The sequence below is a fragment of the Catellatospora tritici genome (assembly GCF_019083965.1).
Lineage (GTDB): Bacteria > Actinomycetota > Actinomycetes > Mycobacteriales > Micromonosporaceae > Catellatospora > Catellatospora tritici.
The window spans coordinates 846,221-869,904 of the sequence record NZ_JAHRCY010000001.1 but is presented as its reverse complement, the minus strand read 5'-3'; the positions used below and the strand labels follow the sequence as shown (position 1 = coordinate 869,904).

Below are 23,684 nucleotides of genomic sequence, written 5' to 3'. Positions count from 1 at the left end.
CGTCCACGTGCGAGCGGCCCTCGTTCAGCGACGCCACCAGCTTCGCGTTCACGTCGTAGCCGAGCACGCTCAGCCCGGCCTTCACGGCCTCCTGAGCCAGCGGCAGACCCACATAACCCAGCCCGAGGATCACGACATCGTTGCTCAACCTGGTTCTCCTTCTGGGCGGGCAGGTGCCACGACCTGGCTGCTTGCGCAGACCGCGATGCTACCGGACAGTCGTGCCGGTCGCGATCGGTGAGCTGGGAAGATCAGTGGCGCTTGATGCGTCGGCGCACCTGCCCGGCCACGGTTTTTCCGCTCCTGGCGGCGTTGCGCACCGGCCGCAGGGCCGAGAGGATCGCGCGCCCGGGAAGGTTGCTCTGCAGCACGGTCTGGACCAGGCGTAGGCCCTGGGTGCGCTCCTGCTCCTGCTCCAGCTTGAGGGCCAGACCCGCGATGTGGCGCAGCAGCGCCTGCTCGGACAGGCGGCGCAGCTCGACCTGGTCGGCCAGCACCTGCTCGACCTCGGCGAGCCGGGCCTGCATGACGGAGCCCAGCTCGTACGCCATCCAGGCGGTCATGACCTGTCCGCCGACGTCGGCGGTGCCCGCCGCGGCGGGCACCGCGGCCAGGACCGCGCAGAACCGGTCACCCAGCATCGCCATCCCGCTCCAGGTCAGCACCCGGGGAGCGAGCAGCCCTGCCAGCACCGGCGCGGAGTCGTGCGACAGCGCCGCGACCACCCAGCCGCCGGGCCGCACGGCGCGCACCACGGTGTCGACCAGTGCGGCGCTGTATCGGTCGACCTGCAGCACGATGGTGTCGTAGCGGTCGGCGACGTCGATGTCGCCGTGCTCGTCCAGGCGCAGCACCTTGGCTTCGCGGAACGGGATGGACAGGCTCTCGCGCTCCGGTCCGGGCGCCGAGGTGACGATCAGCAGGGCCTGGTCCGACTGGAAACGCGCATCCAGGTCGACGATGCCTGAAGCTGGGTTTTGTATCGTCATATGGCGATTCCTCCGGCTCGCGGCCAAGTGGCTATGATGCAGACGGACCTTAGCGTAGACCTGCCCCTAGACCTGAACGGATGATCATCGTTCGTCGCTCCCGCAGGTGGAGCGCGTGCGGGTGGTCCCGATCTCCATGCGGATGCGAATCGTGGCGCCGCCGCTGACGCGGCGGTGCTCGGCGGTTCGCGGGTGGGGCGATGACGGAGCGGAGAAACTCAGGTGACCGACGGCCCCCTGCTGAGTACTACGGCGCAGCGTCCGATCGAACCCGACCGCCCCTGGTCACAGCCCTCCGCCAAGTTCGACCCGGCGCTGCTCGCCGCGTGGAAGCTGGCCGCTGACCAGGGCTCCAGCGCCGAGACCGCGGCCGAGACCCTCCAGCCGGGCATCACCGTGGTCATGCCGTCGTACCGTGGCGAAGCACACATCGGCCGGGCGCTGGAGTCGCTCGCCGCGCAGACCCTCGACCCGGCCCTGTTCGAGATCATCGTCTCGCTGAACGGGCCGCCGGACGGCACGAGGGACGTGCTGGCGCGGTTCCGGGCGGACCATCCGCAGATCACGCTGCGCGTGATCCAGATGGCCGAGGCCGGCGCGTCGCAGGCGTGGAACGCGGGCATCTCGGCCGCTTCGCGGCAGTACACGACGTTCGTGGACGACGACGACTGGGTGTCCCCGGCGTTCCTCAAGGTGCTGCTGGACAACGCGGGGCCGCGGGTGATCTCCATGGCCACCATGATCGACGTGTCCCCCGACGGCACCGAGAGCGCCGACAACTACATCAACAACAAGCTGGTCCCGAACGCCGGCAAGCACCTCCGCCCGTCGCAGCTGCTGATCGGCACCTCCAGTAACGCGCCGAAGGCGGTCGCCACCGAACTGATCAGGGGCCAGGGCTACCCGCTCGGCTTCAAGAGCGGGATGGACATCGTCTTCTGGACCACGCTCGTGGTCCGGCACAATGTCGAGTTCTACCCCTGCCTGCCCGAGGACCGGGGCATCTACTACCGGTCCCTGCGCGACGCGTCGATGTCGCGCCAGGGGCTGACCTTCGACTTCAACGTGATACAGCGCCTCGACGTCATCATGGAGCTGGACCGGCTGGTGCCCAAGGCGCACGGCGAGACCCGCGCGGTGGTGCTCGACCGGATGCGCAACCAGGCGCGCTTCATCACCGAATACCTGGCCGAGCACCCCGAGGACCACCGGAAGGTGGTCGAGGAGGTCGACAAGCGGCGCATCCTCAACATGCCGTTCGAGGCGCTGACCCGCCGGGACGCGCGCCACCTCGTGGTCGCGTTCGCGTTCGAGCCGTACGCCGACACCAGCGGCATCGTGATGTCCAAGCGGGTGCGGGCGCGCGGCGAGATCGTCGACCTGGTCCAGAACGACATGGGCCCGATCCGGGAGGCCGATGAGAGCCTGCGGGTCATCGCCGGTCCGTTCGTGTCGCGCCGGATGGTGCTGCAGACGCCGAACCACTTCGCGACCTGGCTCTCGATGGAGAAGTTCGCGCTCGCGGGCATGGAGCAGATCAAGCGCCGGGGCATCCGGTACGAGTCGGTCTACAGCCGGGCGCACTTCGCGGCGTCGCACTTCCTGGCCGCGGCGTACAAGCTGCACAACCCGGGGACGACCTGGGTCGCCGAGTTCTCCGACCCGCTGCTGAAAGACGTGCAGGACAAGGAGCGGGGCAACCGGGTGCGGCCGAGCCGGTTCGTCAAGCAGCTGAAGGCGGGGCTGCGCCAGCGCGGCCTGCCCGTGCCGCCCGGCGACAACTGCTTCCGCTGGTGCGAGGAGGTCGCGTACGCGCTGGCGGACGAGCTGATCTTCACCAACGAGAACCAGCTCGACTACATGATGAGCTACTGCTCCAGCCCTGAGCTGGTCGAGATCGTCCGCCGCAAGGCCAGGATCTCGCCCCAGCCGACCCTGCCGCCGGACTTCTACCAGATGGTGCGGCGGCCGTACCCGCTCGACCACGACCAGGTGAACCTGGCCTACTTCGGCAACTTCTACGCCACGCGGGGGCTCGACGACGTGTTGGTCGCGATCCAGCAGGCGCCGGAGGACGTGCGTTCGCGAGTGCGCATGCACGTGTTCACCAGCAAGCCCGACGTGCTGAACGAGCGGGCCGCCGAGCTCGGTATCGCGGAGAACGTCGTGGCCGGGCCGTACGTGCGGTTCCTCGAGTTCCTCAACATGACCACGAAGTTCGACTGCCTGATCGTCAACGACGCGATCACCGCGGGCAGCCACGCGCGCAACCCGTACCTGCCGTCGAAGTGGTCGGACTACAGCGGCAGCGGCACCCCGGTATGGGGCCTGATCGAGGACGGCAGCCCGCTCAGCCACGAGGTGCTGGGCTTCGTGTCGCCGGTCGGCGACGTGGCCTCGGCCGGTGAGGTGCTGGCCCAGCTGGTGCAGAAGAAGACCGGCCGCCTCTGACGAAGCACGAAGGCGCCCGGCCGAGGTCGGGCGCCTTCGTCGTGTCTCGAGGTCAGTTCGCGGCGAGGTACTTCGTGATCACCGTCGCGATGCGCTCGCCGGCCTTGCCGTCCCACAGTGGCGGCACCGGCCAGGTCTCGGCCCGGCCCGCGGCCAGCACGTCGGCGAGCCGCTGCGGCAGGTTCTCCCGGGTGACCAGCTGGTTGGTGCCGTGGGTGATGGTGACCGGGCGCTCGGTGTTCGGGCGCAGGGTCAGGCACGGCACGCCGAGGATGGTGGTCTCCTCCTGCACGCCGCCGGAGTCGGTGACGACCGCGTCGGCGCCGCGGACCAGGCCCATGAACTCGACATAGCCGAGCGGGTCGATGATCTTCAGGTTCGGGTGGTCGAACAGCCCCGCGGCCTGCAGGCGGCCCCGGCCGCGCGGGTGCAGCGGCAGCACCACCACGGCCTGGTCGGCGACGGCGTGCATGGCCTTGACCAGGGCGGCGGCGTCGGCCGGGTCGTCGACGTTGCCGGGGCGGTGCAGGGTGGCCACCACGTAGCGACCGGTCAGGTCGTACTCGGCGCGGGCGGCGGCGGCGTCGAACTGGTGCACGTTGGCCAGCAGGGTGTCGATCATCGGGTTGCCGACCAGGTGGATCTTGTCAGGGTGCACGCCCTCGTTGCCCAGGTGCGCGATGGCGTCCGGGCTGGTGCACAGCAGCAGGTCGGACAGTCGGTCGGTGACCAGGCGGTTGATCTCCTCGGGCATGGTCATGTCGAAGCTGCGCAGGCCCGCCTCGACGTGCGCGATGGCGATGCCGAGCTTCGAGGCGACCAGGGCGGCGGCGACGGTGGAGTTGACGTCGCCGTACACGACGACCATGGCGGGGCGCTCCCGCTCCATCAGCTCCTCCAGGCCGACCATGATCGCGGCGGTCTGCTTGGCGTGTGTGCCCGAACCCACACCCAGATCCATGTCGGGTTTCGGCAGCCCGAGCTGGCGGAAGAACACGTCGGACATGCGCTCGTCGTAGTGCTGACCGGTGTGCACCAGCCGCTGCGGCACGCCCAGCGCGTCCAGCGCGCGCAACACGGGCGCGGCCTTGGGGAAGTTGGGACGGGCACCGGTGACGTGCAGGACGAGATCGGGCATGGCAGCCTCCTGAGGAACGGAATGCCGGGAACCGCCGGGCCCGACGGGCCCGAATCATAACCGACCCCGTTGGCGGCCCGATGCGCTTCCGACAGCTCCCGAAAAGATCGCGGGGGTGGCATCTGATGCCCGGCTTCTGGCAGTCTTTCGGGCGTGAGACGTGAAAACCCCTCCACCTCTCCGCGTCTGTCCGTCATCGTTCCGGTGTACGGCGTCGAGGCGTACCTCGGCGAGTGCCTGGACTCGATCCTGTCCTACGACGGGACGGACCTCGAGGTCGTGGCGGTCGAAGACTGCTCGCCCGACGGCAGCGGCGCGATCCTGGACGGCTACGCCGCCCGGGACAGCCGGGTGAAGGCGGTCCACCTGCTGCAGAACGTGGGGCTCGGCGGCGCGCGCAACGCGGGCCTGGAGCACGCGACCGGCCGGTACGTCTGGTTCGTCGACTCCGACGATGTGCTGCCCGAGGGCGCGGTGCGCGCGGTGCTGGACCGGCTCGCGCTGCACGAGCCCGACGTGCTGATCATCGATCACGCGGTGTTCTTCCCCGACGGGCGGTCCGACACCAAGTCGACCGCCCCGGTGCTCGGCGACACGCCGGTCCCGCTGCACCTGAGCCAGGCGCCGCAGCTGCTCCGGCTGGCCCAGTCGGCCTGCACGAAGATCACCCGGCGCGGGCTGCTCGACGAGGCGAAACTGCGCTTCCGCAGCGGCCTCTACGAGGACAGCGCCTACAGCCACCCCCTGCTGATGGCGGCGAGCAGCATCGACGTGCTGCCCCGCGTCTGCTACCGCTACCGGCAGCAGACGCCGGGCGCGATCACCAGCTCGGTCTCCAAGCGCCACTTCGACGTGTTCGAGCAGTATCAGCGGCTGTTCGACATCGTCGACTCCGCGGGCGGCCGCTACGACATGTTCCGGCCCGAGCTGTTCCGCATCATGATCAACCACTACCTGGTCATCCTCGGCCACGGCGCCCGGGTGCCGGGGCCGCTGCGGCGGGCGTTCTTCCGCCGGATGGCCGAGGACTACCGCCGCCGCCTGCCCGCCGACGGGTATGCCGTGCCCGGCGGTCAGGAGGGGCTCAAGCACGCACTGGTGCGCCGCAACGTCTACCCCGCGTACGCCGCGCTGCGGCAGGTGCACCGCACCCGGCAGCGGCTGACCGGCAGCCCGATCACCGCGCCCGCCCGCATCCCGGCGCAGCGCACCGACTCCGGCCACGTGCCCGCGGGTCAGGACGCGACCGCCGACCGGGTTGGGTGAGCTTCACCGGACCTTCACCGCCCGCGCACGGGAACCGACCACTCGCGCCGAGATAATCTGCTGGTCGGACGTGCGCGTGTTCAGGAGGAAAGCGTGAAGGTACTGGTCACAGGCGGGGCGGGCTTCATCGGCAGTACGGTGAGTTCGGCCCTGATCGACGCCGGGCACACCCCGGTGATCCTCGACAACCTGGTCACCGGGCGGGAGGCCTTCACCGCGGGGCGGATCTTCTACCGCGGCGACATCGCCGACGGCGCCCTGCTCGACCAGATCTTCGCCGAGCACCCGGACATCACCGCGACCGTCAACTGCGCCGCGCTGATCGTCGTGCCCGAGTCGGTGGCCCAGCCGCTGCGCTACTACCGCGAGAACGTCGCCAAGACCATCGACTTCCTCGGCCACCTGGCCCGCAACGGCTGCCGCCGGATGGTGTTCAGCTCCACCGCCGCGCTCTACGGCGCCAGCGACGACTTCTCCGTCGACGAGGACTCCGTCCTCGAACCGTCCAGCCCGTACGCGCGCACCAAGGTCATGATGGAGCAGATCCTCGCCGACTGCGTCGCCACCGGCGAACTCGACGTGATCTCGCTGCGCTACTTCAACCCCATCGGCGCCGACCCCAAGATGCGCACCGGCCTGCAGCTGCGTTACCCCAGCCACGCGCTGGGCAAGATGATCCAGTGCTGGGAGAACGGCGACACCTTCCAGATCACCGGGGTCGACTGGCCGACCCGCGACGGTTCCGGCATCCGCGACTACATCCACGTCTGGGACCTGGCCGCCGCCCACGTGGCCGCGCTGGAGAAGTTCGACGAGGTCATGGCAGCCACCCCCGACCGCTACCGGGTGATGAACCTCGGCAGCGGCGAGGGCACCACCGTCCGCGAGCTGCTGGACGCGTTCGCCGCGGTGACCGGCGAGAAGCTGCCCGCGGTCGAGACCGACCCACGCCCCGGCGACGTGGTCGGCGCCTTCGCCCGCAGCAGGCACGCCCGCGCCCTGCTCGGCTGGACCCCGCGGTTCAGCGTCGAGGACGGCGTCCGCCACGCCCTCCAGTGGCGCGCCCTCGACAACACCACCCACACCTCGTAGCCGCCCAGCGCACCAGTCAAGATCGTTTCGTGGTCAAGTTGCCGGGCAATCGGGCGTAAGGAAGGTCAAGATACGCCCGACTGCCCGGCAACTTGCGCGATCTAGCGGGTCTGGCCCGCGCCCAGGACGAGGTGGGTGACGTCGGGCCAGCGGGCCGGGTCGGTGACGCGGCGGCCGTCCACCAGGACCCGGACCCCGGGCAGGTCGGTCGTGCCGAGCGTGCGGTAGTCCGCGTGGTCGGCCTGCACGATCGCGGCGGTGACCGGTTCGCCCCGATGGGCGGGCAGGCCGAGGGCCTCCAGTTCGGCGGGGTCGTAGAGCGGGTCCACGACGTACGGCACCGCGCCGCGCGCCCGCAGCGCCTCGACCGTCGGGAACACCCCCGAGAACGCGGTCTCCTTCACCCCGCCCCGGTACGCCGCCCCGAGCACCAGCACGTGCGCGCCGCCGAGATCGCCGTACGCGGCCGCCAGGCGGGACACAGCGTACTCGGGCATGGCCTCGTTGGCGGTGCGGGCGGCCGCCACGACGGTGGCGTCGGGGTCGTTCCACAGATACATGCGCGGGTACACCGGGATGCAGTGTCCACCGACGGCGATGCCGGGCCGGTGCAGGTGCGAATACGGCTGGGTGTTGCACGCCTCGATCACCGTCGCGATGTCCACCCCGGCCCGGTCGGCATAGCGCGCGAACTGGTTGGCCAGGGCGATGTTGACGTCGCGGTACGTCGTCTCGGCGAGTTTGGCCAGCTCGGCCGCCTCCGCGCGGCCCAGGTCCCACACCCCGTTGGGTCGGTCGAGGTCGGGGCGCGGGTCGAACTCCAGCACCGACTCGTAGAACCGCACCCCGGCCCGCGCCGAGGCGTCGTCGATCCCGCCGACCAGCTTGGGATACCGCCGCAGGTCGGCGAAGACCCGGCCGGTCAGCACCCGTTCCGGGCTGAAAACCAGGTGGAAGTCGCGGCCCGGGGTCAGCCCGCTGCCCTCGGCCAGCAGCGGCGCCCACCGGCCCCGGGTGGTGCCCACCGGCAGCGTGGTCTCGTAGCTGACCAGCGTCCCCGGGCGCAGCCCGGCGGCGACGGCGCGGGTGGCGCCGTCCATCGCGGCGAAGTCCGGCGCCCCGGTGTGGTCCACGAACAGCGGCACCACCACCACGACAGCCTCGGCCTCGGCGACGGCGGCAGTGGTGTCGGTGGTGGCCGACAGCAGGCCGGCGGCGACCACGTCCTTGAGCCGGTCGTCCAGGTCGAACTCGCCCGGGAACGGCACCAGCCCGGCGTTGACGAGTTCGACCACCCGGTGCGACACGTCCGCGCCGATCACCCGGTGCCCGCGCCCGGCGAACTGCACCGCCAGCGGCAGCCCGATCTTGCCCAGCGCCACCACACAGATCCTCATGCCTGTTCCCCCCGCTGTCGTGCCCGCGCCGGTCCGGGCGCCCGCAGGCGCCGCAGGCGGTTGAGAATGCGCCCGACCGTGACCGGGGCCGCCGTCAGCAGCAGCCGTCCGGTATGACTCACCGCCAGCGCCACCCGCACCGGCCGGATGCCGCGCCGGTACACCAGCCGCGGCAGCCGCAGCCCCGGCTGGGCCCGCAGCGGCACGTCGCAGTGACTGCCCAGCGCCGCCAGCATCACCCGCACCGGCAGATGCCCCCCGTCGGCCCCGAACCCCGCCAGCACGTCCGCCAGCGGCACCCGCACCCGCAACACGACCAGGGCGACGTCTGCGGACGGATCCGCTGCCGCGTCCGCCGCGTCCGCCGTCGGTTCGGGCGTGCAGTTTCGGGGAAACTGCACGTTAGCGGCCCAAGATTCGTGCAGTTTCCCCGAAACTGCAGCCTCCACGCCCGGGGCGGGGCGGGGCGGGGCGGGCGTGCCTGGCCCGGTGGGGGGCGGCGCGGGTGTGGTGGTGGCGCGGGCGCTGGTGGTGCCGATGCAGAGGTGGACCGGGGTGCCCTGGTCCGGGCCTGGGGCGAAGCACTCGGCGGTGAGGTGGAGTTCCGGGCCGGTGGGTCCATGGGTCAGCGACGCGTCCCGGACGACGATGCGGTCGGCGACGAGCTCGGCCGCGTGCGCGGTCAGGTCGTAGGCCGGATCGGGCCGGTCCTGCCGGGAGGTTGCGTACCTGGCGTAGACCCGGCCGTCCGACAGTCGCACCGTCGGGAAGTCGCCGGTGGCGTCCCGGGCGATCACGGACTCCAGCTCGTCGAGCCGGTCGGCGGCGGCAAGCCGGAAGCGCAGCACCGATCCGGCGGGCAGCCGGGACTCGATCCCGTCGGTGAGATGGGCGCGGGACAGCCGCCCGACCGTGTCGGCGACCCGTGCCCGCACCGCCGGTTCCTGGCGCAGGAAGTCGGGTTCGAGCAGCTTGGACAGCTCCCAGGCGAAGTGGCGTACGTTGATCGCGTCGCGGTCGGGTCCGGCCGGGACCAGCCGCTCGGTGAGCTGCATGATCCGCTCGGTGCACCGGGCCCGCTCGTCGTGCCGGGAGCGGTACGTGATGTTGCCCGCGTCGGCCCGTCGCACCGCGTGGTAGCACGGATAGTCGGCCACCACCGAGATGCGCCGGGCCAGCAGGCACGCCTCGAGCGTGAACGGCTGGTCGCTGAAGACCGGCATGTCCTCCGGGTAGCGCAGCCCGTGCTTGGTGATCAGGTCGCGGCGGAACAGCTTGGTGTTGGACAGCGCCCACGGCAGCGCCGAGTCGAACATGCCGATCTCGACGGCGTTGCGCGCGAACACGGCCTGGTGCACGTACCGGCCGTTGACGCCGGTGAGGCGGCCCAGCACGATGTCGGAGCCGTACGTGTCGGCGGCGGTCACCAGCCGGGCCAGCGCCTCCCGCCCGAGGTGGTCGTCGGCGCCGAGGAAGAAGACGTACCGGCCGGTGGCCAGGTCCAGGGCCCGGTTGCTGGGTGCGGCCGGGCCGCCGGAGTTGGGCTGGTGCACCACGTGGCACGCGCCGGGGTGCCGCCGCGCCCAGCGGTCGAGCTCGCGGCCGCTGCCGTCGGTGGAGCCGTCGTCGACGGCGACGACCTCCATCCGGTCGAGCCCGATCGTCTGCTGGGCCAGCGAGGACAGGCAGCGGGTCAGGTACGGCATGGTGTCGTACACCGCCGTGATCACAGTGACGTCGGGTACGGCCGTCACGCCGCGACCTCCTGCGGTGCGGGCGCGGTCAGCGCGGTGGTGACGGTCAGGTCGGGGCGGCGGCGGGCGAGCTGCCAACCCGTGGTGATGCCGGTGCGCCCGGCCACCACCACCCGGTCCACCCGGGACAGGTCGATCCCGGGCAGCAGGTCGCGCCGGACGATCCGCCACAGCAGCTGCGGTCGGACCACCGAGTAGAGCCGGTTGTAGACCCGGCGGTGCAGCGCGTCGGTGACCTTGCCGGTGCCGCGCTGCAGCACGTTGACGGCGACCTCCGGCCACATCGCCTCGAACTGCCGGGCCGGTCCGGACAGGTGGTCCAGCACCCGCCCGGCCGCGTGCCGTACCGCGTGCTCGACGCGGTTGACCAGCAGTTTCGCCTCGGCATGGTGCAGCTCACGCAGCCGTACCCGCGGATCGACGCCGATGTTGAGCCACGCCTGCGCGTGCGGGGTGACCAGGTCCACCCGGTACCCCTGCTCCACCAGCGTGGCCGCGTATCGGCCGACGTTGCGGTAGTGCGGGGGGTCCACCGCGATCAGCAGCACGTGCCCGGCCGAGCCTTCGTCGGGCGCGGGTTGGGCGGGCAGTGGCGGCGCGGGCAGCTGCCCGGCGTAGAGCAGCGTCAGTTTGGCGGCGATGGTGTCGCGGCCGTAGCGGGTCTCCAGTATCCGGCGGGCCCGCACCAGGTCGAGCTGGTCGCGCCCGGCGCGCAGGCTGCGGTATCCGGCGGCGAACCCGGCCGCCCCGGCGCTGACGTCGACCAGCCGCCCCGCCATGCCCTCCAGCCCGGCCAGCGACTCCTGCGGCCCGGCGCTGCGCATCGCCAGCACCGGCATGCCGGTGGCGATCGCCTCCACCAGCGTCATGCCGAACGTCTCCAGGCGGCTGCCGTGCACCAGCAGGTCGTGCGCGTGCATCAGGGCCACCACCTGCTCCGGGGTGACCGCCGGGCGCACGCGCACCCGGTCGGCCAGACCCAGCTCGCGGGCGCGCTCGCGCAGGTGGCCCTCGAGCGGGCCGTCGCCGACCAGGGTCAGCGTGGCCTGCGGCTCCTCGGCGGCGATCTCGGCGAAGGCGTCGAGCACCACGCTGACGCCCTTGTGCTTGATCAGCCGTCCGACGTAGAGCCAGCGCAGCAGGTCGGCGGGCGGCTGCGGGCGGGCGGCGAACCGGTCGAAGTCGATCACGTTCGGGATGACGTGCAGCTTGCCGACATGGTGCGGGAAGCGCTCGCGGACCTGGTCGTAGAGGTAGCGGCTGACGCAGACCAGGGCGTCGGCGCGGCCAAGCACCTCGTCGTACAGGCGGCGGGCCTCGGGTTGGCCCAGCACCTTGGGCAGGAAGGTGGCGTGTTCGGTGACGATGACGCGGGCGTCCGGCCGGGCCAGGCGCAGTGCGGCCAGGCCGCCGTAGATGCCGGTGTGCGCGTGGATCAGCGGGGCCTCGATCCGGCCGGTGGGCAGGCTGGCCCGCAGCGTCTCCACGTGCTCGCCCGCCCAGCCGGCGTAGTCGTTGCCGGACAGCAGCGGCACCGCCACCCGGGTCAGTTCGCCCTCGGGGGTGTCGGTGACCACGACCGGCGTCGACTGGCGCGCCATCCGCCGCCGGGCCACCCGCACCAGCGCGCCCGAACGCCAGTCCGGCGGGTATGACCAGTCCTCGGTGTGCAGCAGCGCCACCCGGTCGAACCGCTCGCGCACCGCCGCCGTGGTGGCCTGTACGAAGGCCCCGGCCATCGCGTTGTTGGGCGACGGGTACCAGGGGGTGACCACGGCCAGGTCGGCCGGTGCGGTGCGGCGGCGGGGCTGGTCGGCGGGCTCGAACCGTACGGGCAGGCGCGGATGCCTGCGCGCGGCCGCCCACGCCACCGGCAGCGCGGGCAGGTCCCCGGCGATCAGCAGGTCGGCCCGGCGCAGCAGGCCGCCCGGCCCCGACAGCAGCAGCCGCGCCGCCTGCCGCATCCGGTGCGGCCGGTTGGCGCCGAGCCGGTGCACAGTGGCGCCGGTGCTCCCGGCCTCGCTCCACTCGGGCGCGTCGGCGACGACCAGGTGCACCCGGCAGCCGCGTTCGACCAGCTCGGCCGCGTACGCCAGCGCCGCCCGCACCCGGAACACGCCCAGCGCCAGGTAGACCACGCGACTGCCCGGTCCGATGGTCATCGCGGCCTGCCCACGATCCCGCGCATGCGTTCCTCCCACGGTGCGAGGGTGGCGTCCCGGGTGAACCGACCGGCGTGTGCCAGCGCCGCCGCGTGCTGGGGTTCGTCCAGGTCACGGGCGGCCTTACCCGCGGCCACCATGGACTCGGCGACGCTGTCGGCGTCGAGCCGGTCCCCGGCGAACCACAGCGGGTAGTCGCGCAGCACGTCGGCGGCGGCGATCTCCGGCCGATGCACCGAGACGATCGGCTTGGCCGCCGCCATGTACTCGAAGACCTTGCCGGTGGTGACGTAGCTGGCGCCGGGCACGCAGAAGACGAGCACGTCGGTGTTCGCGTACACGGCGGGGGCGTCGGCCTTGCCGAAGGCGCCCCGGTAGCGCACGCCCTGCCCGTCGGCCAGTGGCAGCCGGGCCAGCAGCTCGTCGCGCTGGTCGGGGAAGAAGCCGAGGTGGCCGTGGATGTCGAGGGTGGCATCGGCCAGCAGCGCGTGTTCGCGGGCCCGCCGCCACCCGTCGAACAGCACGTCCAGCGGCAGGTACGGGGTGACCGTGCCGAGGTAGCCGAACGACAGCGGCCGGTTGGCCGGGGCGGGGCTGAACGCGGGCGTGCCCAGGATCTCCGGCTCCCAGCCGTTGGGCACCACCGTCATCCGGTCGGCGGCGAACGGGTAGCGCTCGGCGTACCAGCGCAGCATGCCGCTGTTGACGAAGGAGATCTCGGCGGCGTCGCGCAGCACCCGCGACTCCCAGCGCATCATCCGTCCGCCCTCGGGGAAGCGCACCTTCTCGGTGAACTGGTCGAACGTCCACGCGTCCCGGAAGTCCACCGCGTACGGCACCCGCAGCGTCCGGCCCAGCGTCCATGCCAGCGCGAACGACACGAACGGGTTGCCGGTCGCCACCACCAGGTCGAACGGGTCCCGCAGGTGCATCGCGACCGCCCGGCGCAGCACACCGGGCGCCCAGCCGAGGTAGCGCTCGCCGAAGACGTACTTCTGCGCGCCCCGGTGCAGCTTGTCCACGACGGTCGGGAAGTGGCGGCGCACCGGGCCGAACCGGCGCACGTCGGTCTCCCAGTGGTAGTCGCCCGCCGGGACGCGCTCCACCCGGATGCTCGGGTCGACCTCGGCGTCCAGCGACTCGTCCACCGCCCCGGCCAGGTGCTCGCTGAAGAACTCGCGCGGTGCGGTGCACACCGTCACGTCCCAACCTGCCCGGACCAGGTGGTTGGCGGTGGCCAGGGCCCGGAACACGCCGCTGGCCCGGCTGGGCGGGAAGTAGAACGACAGGTAGAGCACGCGCGGCGGACGACCGGGCCGGGGGCTCATCCGGCCACCCCGTCGATGGTCACGACCTGTGCCGTCCTGGCCGCCTGGATCACCGCGGTCGCGACGGCCACGTTGCGCAGGCCTTGGTGCAGGGTCACGATGTCGCTGGGCTTGCCCTCGACCGCGTCGCGGAACCGCTCGTGCTCCACCAGCAGCGGCTCACGCTTCGGTATCGCGTACCGGATCATGTCGCCCTCGGCGACGCCGCGGAACGCCCGCAGCGCCTCCCACTCGGTGCTGATGGCGCCGTTGGCGTAGAAGGTCAGGTCGGCCGTGAGGGTGTCGGCGACGAAGCAGCCCCGCTCGCCGGTCACCACGGTCGACCGCTCCTTGAGCGGGCTGAGCCAGTTGACCAGGTGGTTGGCGCTGACGTTCGGGCCCAGTCGCCCGATGATCGAAACCATGTCCTCGTACCGGCGGCCGCTGCGGAACATCGACCACGCCGACACCGCCGTGTACGCCCGTCCGGTGACCCAGCTGGTCAGGTCGATGTCGTGGGTGGCCAGATCCATCACCACGCCCACGTCGGCGATCCGGTTCGGAAACGGCCCCTGTCGCCGGGTGACCACCTGGAACACCTCGCCCAGTTCCCCGGCCTCCAGCCGGGTCTGCAGGCTCTGCAGCGCCGGGTTGTACCGCTCGATGTGGCCCACCCCGGCGATCAGTCCGGCCGCCTCGAACGCGTCGACCAGCCGCTGCCCCGCCGCCAGGCTCGGCGCCAGCGGCTTCTCGATCAGCGCGTGCACCCCGCCCGCGGCCAGCTCCAACCCGATCTGCTCGTGGTACGCCGTGGGTGTGGCCACCACCGCGTAGTCGATCCGGCGGGCGATCAGCTCGGCGACGCTGCCCACGATCGGCACCCGCGCCGTGCCGGTGGCGTCCCCGGCCGGGTCGGCGATGGCGACCAGCTCCACCCCGGCCAGCCCGGACAGCACCCGGGCGTGGTTGCGGCCCATCGCCCCGAAGCCGACCAGCCCGGCCCGCAGCGGCCGCTCCCGGGCGGTCACGGCGCACCGGCCAGCGAGTTCACCGCGTCGGCGACCCGTTCCAGCTCGTCGGCGGTGAGGCTGGGATGCACCGGCAGCGACAGCACCTGCGCCGCGGCCCGGTCGGTCTCCGGCAGCTCCCACCCCGACTTCCCGTCGACCAGGTACGGCCGCAGCCGGTGGATCGGGGTGGGGTAGTAGACGGCCGTGCCCACGCCGCGTTCGGCCAGTGCCGCCTGGGCGGCGTCCCGGTCCTCGGCGATCCGGACGGTGTACTGGTGGTAGACGTGCCGGGCCGCGTCGGCCACGGGCGGCACCACCGCCCCGGTGATCCGCGCGTCGAGGTACTTGGCGTTGCTTCGGCGCTGCGAGTTCCAGCCGGGCAGCTGCTGCAGCTGCACCCGGCCGATCGCGGCGGCGACGTCGGTGAGCCGCAGGTTGAAGCCGACCAGCTCGTTGGCGTACCGCTGCTCCATGCCCTGGTTGCGCAGCAGGCGCAGGGTCCGGGCCAGGGCCGCGTCGGCGGTGGTGATCATGCCGCCTTCGAGCGTGTGCATGTTCTTGGTGGGGTAGAAGCTGAAGCAGGCCGCCGCCCCGAAGGTGCCGACCGGACGGTCGCGCAGCGCCGCGCCGTGCGCCTGGGCCGCGTCCTCGATCACGGCCAGGCCGTGCCGGGCGGCCAGCGGCAGCAGGTCGTCCATGGGGGCCGGGTGGCCGTACAGGTGGACCGGCATGATCGCGACGGTGCGCGGGGTGATCGCGGCGGCGACGGCGGCCGGGTCGAGGCAGAAGCTGCCGCGCTCGATGTCGGCGAAGACCGGCTCGGCGCCGACCAGGCGCACCGCGTTGGCGGTGGCGGCGAAGGAGAACGACGGGACGATCACCTCGTCCCCGGGGCCGATGCCCAGGGCCAGCACGGCCAGGTGCAGCGCGGAGGTGCCGGAGTTGACGGCGACGCAGTGGCGGCCGTCGACCAGGGCGGCGAACTCGTCCTCGAACGCGGCGACCTCGGGGCCCTGCACGACCAGGCCACTGCGCAGCACCCGGACCGCCGCGTCTATCTCGGCCTGGCCGATGACCGGCCGGGCTGTCGGAATCAGCGCACCATCCAAAGCGCCCTCCAAAGCCGCAGAGACTGACCGGCCGGGCGGGCTGGTCAGTCTCTATCCTCGCGGCAGTGGGTTACTTTTTATTGGCAAACGCCTCATACTCGGGCACAACATCCTCGGTGGGACCGTCGGCCTTGATCACACCGGACTCCAGCCAGATGACCCGCTCACAGGTGTCGCGGATCGAGCTGAGCGAGTGGCTGACCAGGAACACCGTGCCCGCCTCGGCGCGCAGTTCGCGCACCCGCTCCTCGCTCTTGCGGCGGAACAGCGCGTCACCGGTGGCCAGCGCCTCGTCGATGAGCAGCACCTCGTGCTTCTTGGCCGCCGCGATGGAGAACCGCAGCCGCGCCGCCATACCCGAGGAGTAGGTCCGCATCGGCATGGAGCTGAACTCGTTGCGCTCGTTGATCCCCGAGAACTCGATGATCTCCGGGGTGCGCACGCGCATCTCCGGCTTGCTCATGCCCATGGCCAGGCAGCCGAGCTGCACGTTGCGCTCGCCGGTGAGCTCGTTCATCAGCGTGGCGTTCACGCCCAGCAGCGACGGCTGGCCCTTGGTGTAGATCGCGCCCTGGTTGGTCGGGAGCACACCGGCGACCGCGCGCAGCAGCGTGGACTTGCCCGAGCCGTTGGAGCCGATCAGGCCGATGGCCTCGCCCTCATACGCCACGAAGCTGACGCCCTTGACCGCGTGCACCTCGCGGACCACCCCGGACGGCTCGCGCTTGACGATCCGCTTGAGCGAGCCGAGCGGCGAGGTGTCCTTGTTCTTCGCCCCGTGCACCCGGTAGACGATGTGCACGTCCTCCGCGATGACGGTGGGGATGCGCTTGTCAGCCACGGCCGTACTCCTTCTCACCGCGCCAGAAGTAGAGGAACCCGCCGACGCCGATGACCAGCGCCCAACCGCCCGCCACCAGCCACATCTGGGTCACCGTCTCCGGCGGCGTGCCGGTGTCGACGCCCAGCGCCTCGCGGGTGAGCTCGATGAACGGCACCATCGGGTTGAGCTCCAGCAGCACCTTGGCCCACTCGGGGGCGTTCTTGATGGCGTTGCTCAGGTCGAAGAAGACGCCCGAGCCGTACAGCCAGGTGCGCAGGACGAACGGCATCACCTGCTTGAGGTCCAGGACCTTCGAGCCGAGGCGGGCGAAGAGCATGGCCAGACCGGCGTTGAACAGGCTCTGCAGCAGCAGGATGGGGATCAGCGCGAGCCACTTGGGCGTGACCGGTTCGCCGGTGATGACCACGATGCCGAGCAGCACCGCGATGGCGAAGACGAGCTGCTGGAGCTGGGTGATGGTGGCCGCGACCGGCAGGCTGGCCCGGGGGAACTGCAGCGCCCGGATCAGGTTCATGTTGTCGCTGATGGCCTTGGTGCCGGCGGTCACCACCTGCTGGGTGTAGCCGAAGATGAAGATGCCCGCGCACAGGTACGCGGGGAAGTTCTCGATGCCCTTACGGGTGCCGAGGATGACACCGAAGATCAGGTAGTACACGGCCGCGTTGGTGAGCGGCGTGAGTACGTGCCAGAGCTGACCGAGCTGCGCGCTGCTGAACGTGGCGATGTTCTTGGCGTTGGCGAACGCCACGATGAAGTGGCGGTAGTCCCAGAGCTTGCGAACGTATTCCACGAGACCCGGTCGCGCACCGGCGACGCGGAGACCGTGCCGGGCGGCGAGTTGAGCCGGCGCGAGGGCGGGATAAGGCTCAGTCACCACAGCCTCTGCCATGGTACGGGCTCCGATCTCCTGGTGGGGGACGTCTGCGGTGACACACGGTAGCCGACGTCTAGGATGGAACGCCACCGTAGCGACGTACTCGAAGATGATGTTAGTGCCGCTCACGTCGCAACGCAACCGTTGCGTCGCTGCGCTATTGTATCGATGTGCTGCCACAGACTCGACGAACCCCGGCCGGGGCGGCCGTACTCCGCGGAGACATCACCGAGGCGATCCAGAACGCGGTGGTGGAGGAGCTCGCCGCCGTCGGCTACGGCCGCCTGTCGATCGAGGCGGTCGCGCGACGGGCGGGCGTGGCCAAGACCGCGGTCTACCGCCGCTGGAGCTCCAAGCTCGAACTCGTGCTGGAGATCGTCTCCGGTGTCGCCAGCCAGAAGCTCTCCCTGCCCGACACCGGCAGCCTGCTCGGCGACCTGACGCTGTTCCTGACCATCCTGACCAAGGCGCTGCGCCACCCGCTGGCCTCGCAGATCATTCCGGACCTGCTCGCCGAGGCGGCCCGCAACCCGCAGATCGCGCAGACCCTGCAGCAGGCGCTGCGCAACACCCAGCACGAGATGGGTGTGCTGGTGATCCAGCGGGCGGTGGCCCGGGGCGAGCTGCCCGAGGGCACCGACCCGGTGCTCGCGCTGGACCTGCTGGTCGGCCCGGTCTACTGGCACCTGGCCGTGGCGCGCCATCCGCTGCCCGGCGACTACGTGCCGCGCCTGGCCAAGGCGATCGCGGCCGGGCTCAAGGGCTGACCGGGGTCGGGCGCTCGGCGCCCCGGGAGACCACGTTCCCCTGCTCGTCGACCCAGCCGAGATGGCGGGCCGGGTTGCCCGCGACCAGCTGGTACGGCGCGACGTCGCGGGTCACCACGGCACCGGCGGCGACCATCGCGTACGCCCCGATCTCCGTCCCGCACACCACGGTGGCGTTGGCCCCGATCGACGCGCCGCGCCGCACCACGGTCGGGGTGATCTGCCAGTCGGGATGCTGCGCGCGCGGCCGCAGGTCGTTGGTGAAGACCGCGCACGGGCCGACGAACACCTCGTCCTCCAGGGTGACCCCCTGGTACACGGAGACGTTGTTCTGGATCTTCACCAGGTCGCCGACGGTCGCTCCGACGTCCACGTACACGTTGCGCCCGAGCACGCACCCCGCGCCGACCACCGCGCCGGCCCGGACGTGCGCCAGATGCCAGATCTTCGTGCCCGCGCCGATCCGCGCCCCCGGCTCGACGTCGGCGCTGGGGTGGGCGAAGTAGTCGGGCTCCATCAGTTGCCGGCGTTGCGGCTGGCCTCGACCACGATCTGGGAATCGGTGACCGAGGTTACCTTCACGCTCAGATCGCCGACCTTGACGCCGTCACCTCGGTTGATGCTCACCTGGTTGCCCGCCACCTTCAGGGTGACCGTGTCCGCGTCCGCGCTGACCAGCTGCACCTCGACGCCGAGAATCGAGATCTTGGCATTGTTCACCGACCGGTCGAAGGTGATCGTGCAGGTGCTCGTGCTGCAGGTGGCCGTCGCGCCCTCGCCGCTACAACCGGCCAGCGAGCCGCTCGCGAGCACCGCGGCCAAGGCGACGGCGGCGAGTTGACGGCCCGTTCTCCGTGCGACCATGTACGTGATCATAGACCGGCGACGGAGGGCGGCACCGATGATCGACCAGGTGGTGGGCGTGTTGCGGGACGTCGCCGAGGAGATCGTGCTGCCGCGGTTTCGCAACCTCGCCGCCGGGGAGGTCATCGAGAAGGGCCCCGGCGACCTGGTCACCATCGCCGACCGTGAGGCCGAGGCCGAACTGACGCGGCGCCTGTCCGAGCTGCTGCCCGGTTCACTGGTGGTGGGCGAGGAGGCCGTCGCCGCCGACCCGACCGTGCTGGCCCGGATGGACGAGCCGGGGCCGGTCTGGGTCATCGACCCGATCGACGGCACCGCCAACTACGCCGCCGGACGCGAGCCGTTCGGCCTGATGGTGGCGCTGCTGCGCGGTGGCGTGCCGGTGCTCGGCGCCATCTACGAGCCGGTGGCCAAGACGCTCTCGGTCGCCGAGGCGGGCGGCGGGGCGTACGTGGACGGGCAGCGGGTCGCCTTCGACCACACCCCGATCGCCGCCGAACAGCTGCGCGGCGCGGTGATGACCAAGTACCTGCCGCAGGAGCTGCGCGAGCAGGTGACCGCGCGGCTGCCGCTGCTGACCGAGGCGGTGCCCGGCTTCCGTTGCGCCGCCCACGAGTACCCGCACCTGATCCGCTCCGGACGCCACTTCGCCATGTTCTGGCGCAGCCTGCCCTGGGACCACACCGCCGGTGCGCTGCTGATTCGCGAGGCCGGGGGCGTGGTGCGCCACTTCGACGGCAGCGAATACGACCCGGCCCGGCCGAAGCTCGGGCTGCTCATCTGTCGTGACGATGCGGTGTTTGAGCTGGTACGCAGCGTATTGCTGGAGTGAACAACTTTTCCGCGACCGCCGCGCCGGGTTAATCTGTCGCGCGGCCGCGCGTCTGCAGGCACCCCCGAATCCTGCTGCGGCCGCCGCCGCGTGCTCTGTTACGCACCACTGCGCGGCGTTCGACGGAAGGATTCACGTCCGTGCCCCTCACGGTGCGCCCCCGCCATCGACGGTTCGCGTCCGCCCTCACCGCGATCACGGCCTTTGCCGTGCTGGTGGGCGGATTCCCGACCGCGGCCGCGGCGGAGCCGAACGAGATCCCGAACGCCAAGGTCGCGAAGGTCCGCCAGAACCTGGAGACCGTCGCCGGGCAGTACATCGAGGCCGAGGCGGCTCTGGAGAAGTCCAAGAAGGACCAGGCGGCGACCAACCTCAAACTGGTCGTCGCGGAGAACAAGTACGAACGCGCCCGCATCAGCGTGGTGAAGTACGCCGCCGAGGCCTACAAGACGGGTCGGCTGGGCGTCTTCGAGACGATGCTCAATGCCACCACCTCCGACGACTTCCTGAAGCGGATGGCGGCCCTGGAGCGGATGACCGCTCGCGACGAGGCGACCCTCGGCGAGCTGGTGGCCACCCGCAAGGAGGCCGACGAAGCCAAGGCGCAGATCGACGCCGCGGTCAGGGAGCAGGCCAAGCTGTTCAACGACCTGGCCCGGCTGCGCAAGGCCGCCGAGCGGGAACTGTCGGCGCTGGGCGGGTACGCCACCAACGGCTGGGTCGACCCGACCTCGCCGCTGGCGATCCCGGCCAAGCGCAACTCCGACGGCAGCTGGCCCAAGGAGACCTGCAGCATCAACGACCCGACCACCAGCGGCTGCATCACTCCGCGCACCCTGCACGCGATGGAAGAGGCCAAGAAGGCCGGCTTCAAGCGGTACGTCTCCTGCTACCGCCCCGGCGACATGTACGAGCATCCCAAGGGCCGCGCCTGCGACTTCTCGACCGAGACCGACGGGTTCCACGACTCCTCGGCCACGGGCGACAGCAAGCTCTACGGTTCGAAGCTGGCCTCGTTCTACGTCAAGAACGCCAGCCGCCTGGGCATCATGTACGTGATCTTCTACTGCCAGGTGTGGACGGTCGGCTCCGGCTGGCACCGATATTCGGCGACCGGGTCCAACTGCGGTGACTCGCCGGCGGGCGACCATACCAACCACGTACACGTCTCGGTGTACTAGCGATCGCGGCCCGGAGGACCTCCTCCGGGCCGCGCCCCGTTTCAGGGTCGGTCAGCCGGTCTGGGCGACGACCCGGCCGAAGCTGTTGACGGGCAGCGAGTCGATCGGGTCGATGCGCACCCGCTCGCCGAAGCTCGGCGCGTGCACCATGTTCCCGTCGCCCAGGTAGATGCCGACGTGGTGCAGGTCGGCGTAGAAGAACACCAGGTCACCGGCCTTCAGCTCGCTGCGGCTGATCTCGCGGCTGCGCTGCTCCTGACGTCCGGCGTGGTGCGGCAGGTTGATCCCGATCCGGTGGAAGGCGGCCGCGACCAGCCCGGAGCAGTCGTAACCGCCCGGCCCCTCGCCACCCCACTTGTAGCCGGTGCCGATCTGGTCGAGCGCGAACCGCACCACCTTCTCGTTCGCGCCCTTGGCGACCCTGGGCAGCGCCACCCGGGTACGGTCGGGACGCTGGTCGGCGTGCCCACCGCCGTAGCCGTACGCGCGCTGCCGCAGGGTGCGCAGCGCGGCGATGGAGTTCTCGATCTCGGTGCGCTTGGCGGCGAGTTCTCTGCGCTGCTCGCGCTGCTGGGCCAGCAGCGCGTCCAGGGTGCGTCGGGCGGTGTCCCACCGCTGGGAGGTCTGCGCCAGCGCCTCGATCTCGCGCTGCTGGTGCAGCGTGTACTCGTTCATCAGCAGCAGGCGGTCCAGGATCTGGCGGGTGCTGCCCGCGTCGAGCAGCAGCGTCAGGGACATGGACCGGGTGGACCGGTAGCCCGCGTCGGCGAGTCGGCCCACCGCGGCGCGGCGCTGCGCGATCTGCCGCTGCAGCGGGTCGATCTGGCGCCGGAGCACGCCGGTCTGCGCCTCGGTGGTCTTCAGGTCGTCGTGCAGCGCGTGGTACCTCTCGACGATCACCTCGAGCTGATCGGACTTCTTGCGGATCTCGCGGTCGAGGTCGGCACGGGTGGGCTCGGCGTGCGCCAGGCCCGACAGCAGCAGCGCGGACGCGAGCACCGTCGCACCGATCCATAGCATCCTGCGCCGCGTGGCGTAGTTCGACACGTGGTGAACAACGACAAAACTGCATGATCGGTACAACTGGGCATTTACCAGGGCGGGGAGTTGGCGATGTCGTACCCCCTGGGGGTATCGTTTCGATCGTGGAAGACAGCGCCCCAGTCGGCTACAGCCACGACGACGACAAGCAGGCCCTGCTCTCCCGCCTCAAGCGGGTGGAGGGGCAGATTCGTGGCCTGCAGCGAATGGTCGAGCAGGACACGTACTGTATCGACGTCCTGACGCAGATCTCGGCGGCCACGCGTGCCCTGCAGGCGGTCGCGGTCGGCCTGCTCGAAGGACATCTCAACCACTGCGTGGTGGACGCCGCCCGAGCGGGCGACCCCACCGCGAAGGTCAAGGAAGCCACCGAGGCGATCGCTCGCCTGGTGCGGTCATAGGGAGCCAGCCATGTCGGTTCGGACGACATACCAGATCTCGGGGATGACCTGCGGGCACTGCGTCAACGCGGTGACCACCGAGCTGACCGCGCTGCCCGGCGTGCGCGACGTCCAGGTGGATCTCGCCGCGGGCACCGCCGAGATCACCAGCGACGCGGTCCTGCCCATCGACGAGGTGCGCAACGCCGTCGACGAGGCGGGATACCAGCTGGCGGGCATCGATGGCTGAGGCGCCCACCACCGAACAGTCCGCCGAACCGGTGGTCCGGGCGCAGTCGGCCAAGCCGCTGCTCGACCCGGCCGGGTCCCGGATCGGCCTGTTCGTCGGCGGCCTGATCGTGGCGCTGGTGGTCGGATTCACCCTCGGCAAGCTGCTCGACCCGCCGAGCAGCCCCACCCAGGGCGCGACCACCGGCGCACCCGCCTCGACCGACCCCGCCACCGCCCCCGGCGGGCACGTGCACAGTCCGCTGGCCAGCGCGGGGTCCGAGGTGGGCGGCCTGTCCATCAGCTCCGGCGGATACACGCTGGTGCCCGCGACCACCTCGTTCGCCAAGCCGGGCACCGAGCAGCTGTCGTTCGTGATCCGCGCCAACGACGGGCGCGCCGTCACCAACTTCGCCGTGGTGCACGACAAGCCGCTGCACCTGGTCGTGGTGCGCCGCGACCTCACCGGCTATCAGCACCTGCACCCCACCATGGCCGCCGACGGCACCTGGTCGGTCAGCGCCGACCTGGGCAAACCCGGCCTGTGGCGGGCGTACGCCGACTTCACCGCGATCGACCAGGCCGGGATCCAGACCGCCGTGGCCCTGGGCACCGACCTGACCGTCGCGGGCGACTACGCGCCCAAGACGCTGCCGGCAGCCGCCCAGCAGGACGAGACGGACGGCTACCAGGTCAGCTACCAGGGCGCGACCATGATCGGGGCCAGCCAGCCGATGCTGTTCACGGTCACCCGCGATGGCAAGCCGGTCACCCTGGAGCCCTACCTCGGCTCCTTCGGCCACCTGGTCGTCCTGCGCGACCTCGACCTCGGCTACGTGCACGTGCACCCCGAACCCGCGCTGGTCAATGGCGGGGTCAAGCTCTGGCTGTCGGCGCCCAGCGCCGGCACCTACCGGATGTTCTTCGACTTCCAGACCGGCGGCAAGGTGCACACCGCCGAGTTCACCCTGGTCGTCCCGGCACCGGGCAAGTGAGTC

23 protein-coding genes are annotated in these 23,684 nt (G+C 71.1%); 9 read left to right on the top strand and 14 right to left on the bottom strand.

Annotation, left to right across the window (positions count from 1 at the left end; all coding sequences use genetic code 11):
- Together KUA19_RS03885 and KUA19_RS03880 are read right to left on the bottom strand one after the other, a co-directional pair.
- Positions 1–148 (bottom strand): NAD(P)-binding domain-containing protein (locus KUA19_RS03885; RefSeq protein ID WP_372451760.1); only part of this gene is annotated, 148 nt, incomplete at its 3' end.
- 103 nt (positions 149–251) lie between these two features.
- On the bottom strand, positions 252–989 hold the full coding sequence (locus tag KUA19_RS03880; protein ID WP_217394617.1) for a hypothetical protein: 738 nt from the start codon (positions 987–989) through the stop codon (positions 252–254).
- A gap of 222 nt (positions 990–1,211) precedes the next feature.
- On the opposite strand from KUA19_RS03880, the gene KUA19_RS03875 reads away from it, so the two are divergent.
- A complete protein-coding gene (locus KUA19_RS03875; protein ID WP_217394616.1) occupies positions 1,212–3,440 on the top strand; it encodes a glycosyltransferase in 2,229 nt (742 codons plus the stop codon).
- 52 nt (positions 3,441–3,492) lie between these two features.
- Here the strand turns inward: KUA19_RS03875 and wecB are convergent, their stop codons facing one another.
- Entirely contained in the window at positions 3,493–4,578 is a 1,086-nt protein-coding gene (wecB, locus tag KUA19_RS03870) for a non-hydrolyzing UDP-N-acetylglucosamine 2-epimerase (protein WP_217394615.1), read from the bottom strand.
- Between the two features lie 153 nt (positions 4,579–4,731).
- On the opposite strand from wecB, the gene KUA19_RS03865 reads away from it, so the two are divergent.
- Positions 4,732–5,844 (top strand): glycosyltransferase family 2 protein, encoded by a 1,113-nt coding sequence (locus tag KUA19_RS03865; protein ID WP_217394614.1) that lies wholly within the window; start codon positions 4,732–4,734, stop codon positions 5,842–5,844.
- Positions 5,845–5,937: 93 nt separating this feature from the next.
- The gene (gene galE, locus KUA19_RS03860; protein ID WP_217394613.1) at positions 5,938–6,936 is read left to right on the top strand and encodes a UDP-glucose 4-epimerase GalE; all 999 of its coding nucleotides are present in this window, start codon (positions 5,938–5,940) and stop codon (positions 6,934–6,936) included.
- Between the two features lie 101 nt (positions 6,937–7,037).
- Here the strand turns inward: galE and KUA19_RS03855 are convergent, their stop codons facing one another.
- The 8 genes from KUA19_RS03855 to KUA19_RS03820 all read right to left on the bottom strand — a co-directional run bounded on the left by KUA19_RS03855 (position 7,038) and on the right by KUA19_RS03820 (position 17,408).
- The gene (locus KUA19_RS03855) at positions 7,038–8,333 is read right to left on the bottom strand and encodes a nucleotide sugar dehydrogenase (protein ID WP_217394612.1); all 1,296 of its coding nucleotides are present in this window, start codon (positions 8,331–8,333) and stop codon (positions 7,038–7,040) included.
- Positions 8,330–10,087 (bottom strand): glycosyltransferase family 2 protein, encoded by a 1,758-nt coding sequence (locus tag KUA19_RS42385; protein WP_308167311.1) that lies wholly within the window; start codon positions 10,085–10,087, stop codon positions 8,330–8,332. Before KUA19_RS42385 ends, KUA19_RS03855 begins: the two co-directional genes overlap by 4 nt.
- The gene (locus tag KUA19_RS03845; RefSeq protein ID WP_302498385.1) at positions 10,084–12,249 is read right to left on the bottom strand and encodes a glycosyltransferase; all 2,166 of its coding nucleotides are present in this window, start codon (positions 12,247–12,249) and stop codon (positions 10,084–10,086) included. The genes KUA19_RS42385 and KUA19_RS03845 overlap by 4 nt, the downstream gene beginning before the upstream one ends.
- Complete coding sequence (locus KUA19_RS03840; RefSeq protein ID WP_217394611.1) at positions 12,246–13,577, bottom strand: glycosyltransferase; 1,332 nt, start codon at positions 13,575–13,577, stop codon at positions 12,246–12,248. Before KUA19_RS03840 ends, KUA19_RS03845 begins: the two co-directional genes overlap by 4 nt.
- Positions 13,574–14,584, bottom strand: a complete 1,011-nt coding sequence (locus KUA19_RS03835; protein ID WP_308167310.1) for a Gfo/Idh/MocA family protein — start codon at positions 14,582–14,584, stop codon at positions 13,574–13,576. The genes KUA19_RS03840 and KUA19_RS03835 overlap by 4 nt, the downstream gene beginning before the upstream one ends.
- Entirely contained in the window at positions 14,581–15,675 is a 1,095-nt protein-coding gene (locus KUA19_RS03830) for a DegT/DnrJ/EryC1/StrS family aminotransferase (protein ID WP_217394610.1), read from the bottom strand. Before KUA19_RS03830 ends, KUA19_RS03835 begins: the two co-directional genes overlap by 4 nt.
- A 70-nt stretch (positions 15,676–15,745) precedes the next feature.
- Entirely contained in the window at positions 15,746–16,516 is a 771-nt protein-coding gene (locus KUA19_RS03825; protein WP_217394609.1) for an ABC transporter ATP-binding protein, read from the bottom strand.
- Positions 16,509–17,408 (bottom strand): ABC transporter permease, encoded by a 900-nt coding sequence (locus KUA19_RS03820; protein ID WP_217394608.1) that lies wholly within the window; start codon positions 17,406–17,408, stop codon positions 16,509–16,511. Before KUA19_RS03820 ends, KUA19_RS03825 begins: the two co-directional genes overlap by 8 nt.
- Positions 17,409–17,563: 155 nt before the next feature.
- Here KUA19_RS03820 and KUA19_RS03815 point away from each other — a divergent pair, with 155 nt between their 5' ends.
- Entirely contained in the window at positions 17,564–18,160 is a 597-nt protein-coding gene (locus tag KUA19_RS03815) for a TetR/AcrR family transcriptional regulator (RefSeq protein WP_217394607.1), read from the top strand.
- On the opposite strand, the gene KUA19_RS03810 is transcribed toward KUA19_RS03815, so the two are convergent.
- Together KUA19_RS03810 and KUA19_RS03805 are read right to left on the bottom strand one after the other, a co-directional pair.
- A complete protein-coding gene (locus KUA19_RS03810; protein WP_217394606.1) occupies positions 18,150–18,677 on the bottom strand; it encodes an acyltransferase in 528 nt (175 codons plus the stop codon). The genes KUA19_RS03815 and KUA19_RS03810 overlap by 11 nt on opposite strands.
- Positions 18,677–19,024 carry a hypothetical protein gene (locus KUA19_RS03805; protein ID WP_217394605.1) on the bottom strand — a complete coding sequence of 116 codons (348 nt, stop codon included), beginning with the start codon at positions 19,022–19,024 and terminating at the stop codon, positions 18,677–18,679. The genes KUA19_RS03810 and KUA19_RS03805 overlap by 1 nt, the downstream gene beginning before the upstream one ends.
- Positions 19,025–19,061: 37 nt before the next feature.
- Between KUA19_RS03805 and KUA19_RS03800 the strand changes: the two genes are divergently transcribed.
- Both KUA19_RS03800 and KUA19_RS03795 read left to right on the top strand, forming a co-directional pair.
- A complete protein-coding gene (locus KUA19_RS03800; protein WP_217394604.1) occupies positions 19,062–19,856 on the top strand; it encodes an inositol monophosphatase family protein in 795 nt (264 codons plus the stop codon).
- A 140-nt stretch (positions 19,857–19,996) separates the two neighbouring features.
- A complete protein-coding gene (locus KUA19_RS03795; RefSeq protein WP_217394603.1) occupies positions 19,997–21,037 on the top strand; it encodes a coiled-coil domain-containing protein in 1,041 nt (346 codons plus the stop codon).
- A gap of 51 nt (positions 21,038–21,088) precedes the next feature.
- Here the strand turns inward: KUA19_RS03795 and KUA19_RS03790 are convergent, their stop codons facing one another.
- Entirely contained in the window at positions 21,089–22,057 is a 969-nt protein-coding gene (locus tag KUA19_RS03790; protein ID WP_217394602.1) for a C40 family peptidase, read from the bottom strand.
- A 125-nt stretch (positions 22,058–22,182) separates the two neighbouring features.
- Here KUA19_RS03790 and KUA19_RS03785 point away from each other — a divergent pair, with 125 nt between their 5' ends.
- From KUA19_RS03785 to KUA19_RS03775, 3 genes are read left to right on the top strand one after another with little or no spacing between them, the layout of a single operon-like run.
- Positions 22,183–22,479, top strand: a complete 297-nt coding sequence (locus KUA19_RS03785; RefSeq protein ID WP_308167309.1) for a metal-sensitive transcriptional regulator — start codon at positions 22,183–22,185, stop codon at positions 22,477–22,479.
- A 10-nt stretch (positions 22,480–22,489) separates the two neighbouring features.
- Positions 22,490–22,708, top strand: a complete 219-nt coding sequence (locus KUA19_RS03780; RefSeq protein ID WP_217394600.1) for a heavy-metal-associated domain-containing protein — start codon at positions 22,490–22,492, stop codon at positions 22,706–22,708.
- Entirely contained in the window at positions 22,701–23,681 is a 981-nt protein-coding gene (locus KUA19_RS03775) for a DUF8832 domain-containing protein (protein WP_254548443.1), read from the top strand. Before KUA19_RS03780 ends, KUA19_RS03775 begins: the two co-directional genes overlap by 8 nt.
- Positions 23,682–23,684 lie beyond the last annotated feature (3 nt).